This window comes from Sutterella parvirubra YIT 11816, from assembly GCF_000250875.1.
Lineage (GTDB): Bacteria > Pseudomonadota > Gammaproteobacteria > Burkholderiales > Burkholderiaceae_F > Sutterella > Sutterella parvirubra.
Genome location: NZ_JH604891.1, coordinates 1 through 649, shown reverse-complemented (window position 1 = coordinate 649; position 649 = coordinate 1). Strand labels below are relative to the sequence as shown.

Here is a 649-nt window from a genome sequence, read left to right as displayed (position 1 = left end):
TCGAACCTCTTCCGTGAAGAGGTTCCGTAAGTTTTTTCTGCTGAGCTTCAATCTTTTTGTCGAACAAGATGAAAAAGTTTGCAATTCGATCTTGTGTGGCTTTGTTCGGTATTTCTAATTCCATTTGCATCAACTCAGGCATCATGAGGCTTTGTACCGTTGTACCTGACTTTACGAAGTTCTGTAGGATTTTGCGGGTCTTGGCTTTCAGTGCAAAAAATATGAACTCGGGGTTGTCCTCTTTGACTTGAAGGACTTTAAGGTCTTGATTTACGGTAAAGGGGGTTCGCACCAATGCTAGAGGCAGGGAGTGCTTGAGGATGCCGCTTCGAGCAACCAAAACCATGCTGTTGGCTGGGTATTGCTGTAGGTTTTTGAGGCCTTTATCTGAAATTTTCATTTCAGAGTCACTCAAGTACTCGGATTTAACATCTTTTGATGTCAACCAAATGTTCTTACCGGGTTCCCAAAGTGACTTGTCGGCCATGCTGGGGGTGTGCCCGCCGGAAACCTCGACGATTGTGGTGAGCTTTTTACTTTCAGATGGGCGCAGTTTGAAGGTTGAACATTGAGTCGAAAAAATCTTGAAGAGAAGACTCTCTTTTGCTGATTGTAGTTGAGTTAGGGAACCTCTTCACGGAAGAGGTTC

The 649-nt window shown here is 44.4% G+C and carries 1 protein-coding gene; it reads right to left on the bottom strand.

Annotated features, from left to right (window positions below):
- Window positions 1-487, bottom strand: a 487-nt coding sequence (locus HMPREF9440_RS10910; RefSeq protein WP_008541155.1) for a restriction endonuclease subunit S, incomplete at its 3' end; no start/stop codon positions are given.
- Between the last annotated feature and the right edge of the window lie 162 nt (window positions 488-649).